6 protein-coding genes are annotated in these 6025 nt (G+C 37.1%); all 6 read left to right on the top strand.

From position 1 onward, the window contains the following. Positions 1-91: hypothetical protein (locus tag ACPEH5_RS21700; RefSeq protein ID WP_240133609.1), on the top strand; the 91-nt coding region annotated here is incomplete at its 5' end. Between the two features lie 30 nt (positions 92-121). Continuing rightward, on the top strand, positions 122-946 hold the full coding sequence (locus ACPEH5_RS21695) for a glycosyltransferase (RefSeq protein WP_144140370.1): 825 nt from the start codon (positions 122-124) through the stop codon (positions 944-946). Positions 947-975: 29 nt separating this feature from the next. Beyond that, complete coding sequence (locus tag ACPEH5_RS21690) at positions 976-2121, top strand: polysaccharide export protein (RefSeq protein WP_144140368.1); 1146 nt, start codon at positions 976-978, stop codon at positions 2119-2121. Between the two features lie 5 nt (positions 2122-2126). Continuing rightward, the gene (locus tag ACPEH5_RS21685; protein ID WP_048605720.1) at positions 2127-2555 is read left to right on the top strand and encodes a protein-tyrosine-phosphatase; all 429 of its coding nucleotides are present in this window, start codon (positions 2127-2129) and stop codon (positions 2553-2555) included. A 35-nt stretch (positions 2556-2590) separates the two neighbouring features. Beyond that, entirely contained in the window at positions 2591-4669 is a 2079-nt protein-coding gene (locus tag ACPEH5_RS21680; protein WP_240133608.1) for a polysaccharide biosynthesis tyrosine autokinase, read from the top strand. A gap of 52 nt (positions 4670-4721) precedes the next feature. Next, on the top strand, positions 4722-6002 hold the full coding sequence (locus ACPEH5_RS21675; protein WP_240133607.1) for an oligosaccharide flippase family protein: 1281 nt from the start codon (positions 4722-4724) through the stop codon (positions 6000-6002). Positions 6003-6025 lie beyond the last annotated feature (23 nt).

The raw sequence follows: 6025 nt of genomic DNA, 5'->3' as shown, positions 1-6025 counted from the left end.
ATGCGACATTATTTTAGCCAACCGTATGGTGCCTGAGCTGGAAGATGTCGCGAGTAAAGTCTATACCCGCGACTTGTTTGGTAATGATTAGATATTTTTAGATACCATAGAGTAAGAGTTTATGTCTTTAAACGATAATATCGCCATAATTATGAGCGTTTATAAAAACGATAAACTAGAGTATATTCAGGAAGCTATTGATAGTATTTCCGCACAGGAGGGTATTACTCCCCTAATACTAGTATATATAGATGGAGAAATCCCTCAGCAAGAATTTGATTATCTTCAGTCTCTATATAAACAAAACATTATAAATTTAACATATTCGGTTAATAATAAAGGATTATCGTTTGCTCTTAACTCCTTGATTGAAAAAACTCTTACTTATCCACATATTAAATATATAGCTCGTATGGATAGTGACGATATTTCATTACCCTCGCGCCTTAAAAAACAGAGGGATTTCATGGAGTCAAATCCTACAATAGATATTGTAGGTACTGCATGTGAGGAATTTGGCACAGCTTATGCCCTTACAGAAAAAAGGTTACCATCGCATCACTCTGAGTTAGAGAACTTTAGTATAACTCGTTGTCCATTCATTCACCCTTCTGTGATGTTTAGAAAAAAAATATTTGAACAAGGTAATCGCTACCCTACCCATACTTGCTTCACGGAAGACATGGCCTTCTGGCTAGAGCTACTTTATAAAAACTATAAATTTCATAATCTACCTGATGTTTTGTTACGCTATCGGCTTGAACAAAATACAATGAATCGACGTTCTGGTCTTTCTAAAGCTAAAAGTGAAGTTTCATTGCGGCTGGGTTATATGTTTCTTCTCAACAAGTTTAGTTTTAAAAATATGTTTTTAATATACAGTCGTTACTTCTTCCATCTACTCCCCCCAAAAATAATGGCATTAGCATATAAACATTTGAGATAATCACTTACGAAAAGGGATCTAAAAAATTTATGAAGCGCCTTTCTGTTACTGTACTGATGCTAACAGCATTAACGGGCTGCACCATCACCCCCGGTGCCTATATGTCGACCTCAGGCAAAAATGTGGTTGATACCGGTGACCGTGATATTACCAAATTGGTGGATATCTACCCCATTTCACCAAAACTCTTGGATGATATGTACACCGCTCCAATTATTGCTAAACCAAATTCTCAGTTAGAAAAGCAAATCACTAACTATGAATACCGTGTGGGAGCGGGTGATGTATTAACCATTACGGTTTGGGACCACCCTGAACTGACCATCCCTGCGGGTTCTTACCGTAGTGCGCAAGACTCGGGTAACTGGGTACATTCAGATGGCACCATCTACTACCCATATATTGGTAAAGTGAAGGTCATCGGTAAAACCGTAACAGAAATCCGTACCTTAATTAGTAGCCGTTTGGCCACCTATATTGAATCCCCACAAGTGGATGTCAGCATTGCTGCCTTCCGCTCGCAGAAAATGTATGTATCAGGCGAAGTGGCAAAACCAGGTACTTTGCCAATTACTAACGTACCGCTGACTATTTTAGAAGCCTTTAATAATGCGGGTGGTTTAACCGAAAAAGCCGATTGGGATAATGTAGTTTTAACGCGTAATGGCAAAGAAACTCGAATTTCACTTCAATCCCTTGTGCAATATGGGGATTTAACCCAAAACCATTTAATGTTATCAGGTGATGTACTGTATGTGCCGCGTAATGATAGCCAGAAAGTGTTTGTAATGGGTGAAGTCGGCCAACCAACTACCCTTACCATCGACCGCGCAGGTATGAGTATTACTGAAGCCTTAAGCAAAGCGAGTGGTATTGACCAAAATACCGCTAATGCAACAGGTGTATTTGTTATCCGCCCAATCAAAAAGCAGCCAGCAGAAGATAAAGAACTCGAAGCGTTATTACCGAAAAAAATGGCGGCGGTATATCAGTTAGATTTATCCGATGCCACCTCACTCGTAATGGGTACCGAATTTAAATTACAACCTTATGATTTAGTGTATGTCACTGCGGCACCTGTAGTACGTTGGAACCGTCTAATCACCCAGTTATTACCAACTATTGCCTCTTATAATCAATTAACAGAAGGCACTAAACGTATTCACGATTGGTAATAGCTATGTTTAACCATATCCTAGTTGTTTGTATGGGAAATATTTGTCGCTCTCCTACGGGAGAGCGTTTATTACAACAGTATTTTCCCGAAAAAACCGTCCATTCCGCGGGCATTATCGCTAAAAATGATAGACCCGCGTATGACAGTGCCATCCGCATTGCACAGCAACATAGCCTTTCTTTGGAAAACCATCAGTCCCGTCGTTTAACTAGCGAATTATGTAAAAAAACCGACTTAATCCTAGTGATGGAAAATGACCATATTGCTAAAATCCACCAACTGTTTCCTGAAACCCGTGGCAAAGTGATGTTGTTTGGCCAGTGGATTAATAAAACCGAGATCCCTGACCCCCATAAACGCAGTGATGAAATGTTTGAACATGTTTATCAGTTAATGGAAAAAGCCGCGATTGCTTGGCAAGGAAAAATTTAATTTTATTTATTGGATGACTAAACATTTAACCTATTATGAACACAACAAAAAATAGCTCACCTGCCTCAGATGAAATCGATCTGCTCGCTCTGTTTAAAGTTTTGAAATCCAATACCATTAAAATTGGGTTTTTTACTGTTATTTTTGCAGCCATTGCCATAGCCTATAGCCTACTAGCCACCCCGATATATCAGGCTAATGCTACGCTACAATACGATAAACTAGGCCAAGTATCATTACTTGACCAAATGAGTGATGTTATGCCATTTGGAAACAGCAACAACCAAGTGGATTCAGAGATTGAAGTGATTAAATCACGCATGGTGTTGGGTAAAACCGTTTCAGACCTAAACTTAGATACTCAAGCCGCCCCTGAAGGCTTCCTCAATAAGTTGCTGGGTGAAGTTGCACCTGTTGATATTGCCCTATTTCAGTTACCTGAAAACCTGATTGATCAGCCATTTACATTAACCTATTTGGGGGATGGCCAATACTCCTTAAATATTGATGGGCAAGTATTGCAAGGCAAAGTGGGGGAAGTGCTACAACAAGGTGAGATTAGCTTATTGATCTCAAGCTTTACTGCAGAAACTGGCGAGGAATTTACTTTAGTTAAAAATGCCCGCTACTCGACGATTGAAGACTTACGTAATACCTTAACCATTGCTGAAGTGGGAAAAGGGACAGGGATTATCAGCTTAGCGATTAAAGGGGCAGATAAAACCGAAAATGTTAAAATCCTCAATAGTGTTATCCAAAACTATGTCGACCAGAATACTGAACGTAAAAAAGAAGTCACTAATAACACCTTAGTGTTCTTAGAAGGCTACTTACCGACCATTAAAAAGAAATTAGATAACTACGAAAACCAGCTTAATACATTTCGCAAAAAGAATGAGTCTATTGACCTCTCCTTAGAGGCTAAATCTGCCCTAGATAGCGCATTGCAGGTAGAAGAAAAACTCAATGAACTAACCTTTAAAGAAGTTGAGATCCAGCAACTGTATACCCGTAACCACCCCGCTTATCAGTCATTACTTGATAAACGCCAACAACTGTTACGGGAAAAAGAAAAGATCAGTAAAAACATTCAAAAATTGCCGAATACCCAACAAGAAATAGTGCGTTTAACCCGTGATGTTGAGTCTGAGCAAGCTATTTACACTCAGTTGGTGGCTAAACAACAAGAACTCAGCGTATTAAACTCCGGTATCACTGCGGATGTGCGTATTATCGACTCCGCTGAATCACAACCAAAACCTATAGCTCCGAAAAAATCACTGATTGTTGCCCTAGCCACTATCCTTGGCTTTATTATCGGTTGTGCATATGTGATAGCCCGCGAGTTCTTTAATAACAAAATTAAAAGCACCGAAGATATCGATGCGCTTGGGATTAATGTCTATGCCACCATTCCTTTCTCTACTCATGAGAAAAAACTGATTGAGGCTGGCAACAAGAGCCCATTGGCAATAGAAAACCCAGCAGATACCGCAGTAGAAGCAATCCGTTCCTTACGCACCAGTGTGTATTTTTCGGTGATGAACCAAGGTAACAACCTAGTTATGGTCACCAGTGCCTCACCCGGTGTCGGGAAAAGTTTTGTTACCTCCAATATGGCGGTGGTACTGGCTAACGCAGGTAAGAAAGTGTTATTAATGGATACCGACTTACGCAAAGGCCGTTTACACAAAGCCTTTGGGTTAAATAATAAAGCCGGGTTATCTGAGTATTTATCTCAGTCAAACCTAGAGTCACCCACCATTCACTCTAATGTAATTGAAAATTTAGATGTAATTTGCCGTGGTAAAAACGTCACTCACTCCTCTGAGTTATTAATGGGCGAGCGCTTTAAACAGTTGCTCGATAAAGTAAAAAACCAATACGATATTGTGGTGATCGATACCGCCCCAATCTTGGCGATCACCGACTCTGCCATTATTGGTAAATATGTTGGCACCTCATTATTGATTGCTTTCTACGGGGTAAATACCGTAAAAGATGTTGATTTATCACTGAAACGCTTTAAGCAAAATGATATCGAAATCACCGGTGTGATCCTTAACGGTATTGATGCAAGGTCTGACGATTATAACTACCATTACGAATATTAATATAATAAAAAAACCAACGTATTAAACGTTGGTTTTTTATTGGATGATACCTTTGAATACTCAAATTTTAAAAAATGCAGCATGGATGATTTCAGAAAAGTCTATTGCTATCATTGGGTTATTTTTTGTCACATCATATGTCGCGAAGTATGTTGGACCATCCGTCTTTGGAATAATAGCTCTAGCTACTGCAACATTTCAGATCATACAAATTATAGCCCAGCTAGGTAACGATAATATAATCTTCAAACGAGTATCTAAGAAGGAAGAGTCTGGAATAAGATTAATTAAGTCCACATTTTTAATAAGAACTATAATTTACTTTTCAATATCTATACCAACATTATACTACTTCTATTCATATAAAAATAGCATAACACTTATATTTTCTATAGCCATTTGTATTGCTTGTTATTTTTCTTCCATTGATGTTTATTCAATCTATAACAATGCGATATTAAAATCAAAAATAAATACTATTGCAAATATAATTGGATTAAGTATAGGCCTCACACTTCAGTTTATTATTGCACATAATAAACTTGACCCAATATACTTAACTATCCCAATAATAGTTGTTACACTCATACCACTATCTATCCGATTTTATTTATTCCCTAAAATAGGTAAGGTAAAAAGAAAAGACAAATCAAAATATAATAAATATATTTTCCTATCAGGGATTAGTATTGTCTTTTCAACTTTATCTATTGCTATTTATACACGAATAAACCAATTTATGATTTCTTATCTTGAAAGTGACTATAGCCTAGGAGTCTACTCTGTTGCTGTGACTTTATCTACTGCCTGGGTTTTTATACTAACCGCAATAATTAACTCAACACTTCCATCTATATTTGGTGAAGAAAAAGAATCTAAAGCAGTGAATACTGCTGCTAACTTAAACGTTATAGTTTTGAGTATATCTATTACTGTTCTCATTTTTATTTACTTTTTTGGTAGCTATTTTATTCAATTTTTATTTGGTAATTCATATGCTATGGCTAGTGAACTTTTAGTGATTTTATGTTTTTCTACTATATTTGCAAATTTAGGGACTGTTTCCGCACGATTTATTGTTCGTCATTCAGGGTACTCATTTTTATCTAAAAAAATGTTTATTATGGTTTTACTAAGTGTTCCTATCTCATATACCATGATTAGCTTTTTTGGGTTAAAAGGTGCGTCCTATAGTGTATTAATTATTGAAATATTATCATTGACTATAATGAATTATTTTTTCAAAAAAGGCCTTATATTTAATTTACACAAAGAAACCTTAAGGCTTCCCACAAGATTCTTTGACATCATCTCTTACGTACGCTACAAATAGTCACAATAAATTATACTATGAAT

The sequence above is a fragment of the Providencia sp. NPDC089933 genome (assembly GCF_049545585.1).
In the GTDB taxonomy this organism is placed as follows: Bacteria; Pseudomonadota; Gammaproteobacteria; order Enterobacterales; family Enterobacteriaceae; genus Providencia; species Providencia huashanensis.
This window is presented reverse-complemented; position numbering and strand designations above follow the sequence as displayed.

What these genes read in the sequence shown, in the direction of transcription:
- ACPEH5_RS21685 (WP_048605720.1), top strand. Translation starts at nt 2,127, where the DNA reads ATGTTTAACCATATCCTAGTTGTTTGTATGGGAAATATTTGTCGCTCT.
- ACPEH5_RS21680 (WP_240133608.1), top strand. Translation starts at nt 2,591, where the DNA reads ATGAACACAACAAAAAATAGCTCACCTGCCTCAGATGAAATCGATCTG.
- ACPEH5_RS21690 (WP_144140368.1), top strand. Translation starts at nt 976, where the DNA reads ATGAAGCGCCTTTCTGTTACTGTACTGATGCTAACAGCATTAACGGGC.
- ACPEH5_RS21695 (WP_144140370.1), top strand. Translation starts at nt 122, where the DNA reads ATGTCTTTAAACGATAATATCGCCATAATTATGAGCGTTTATAAAAAC.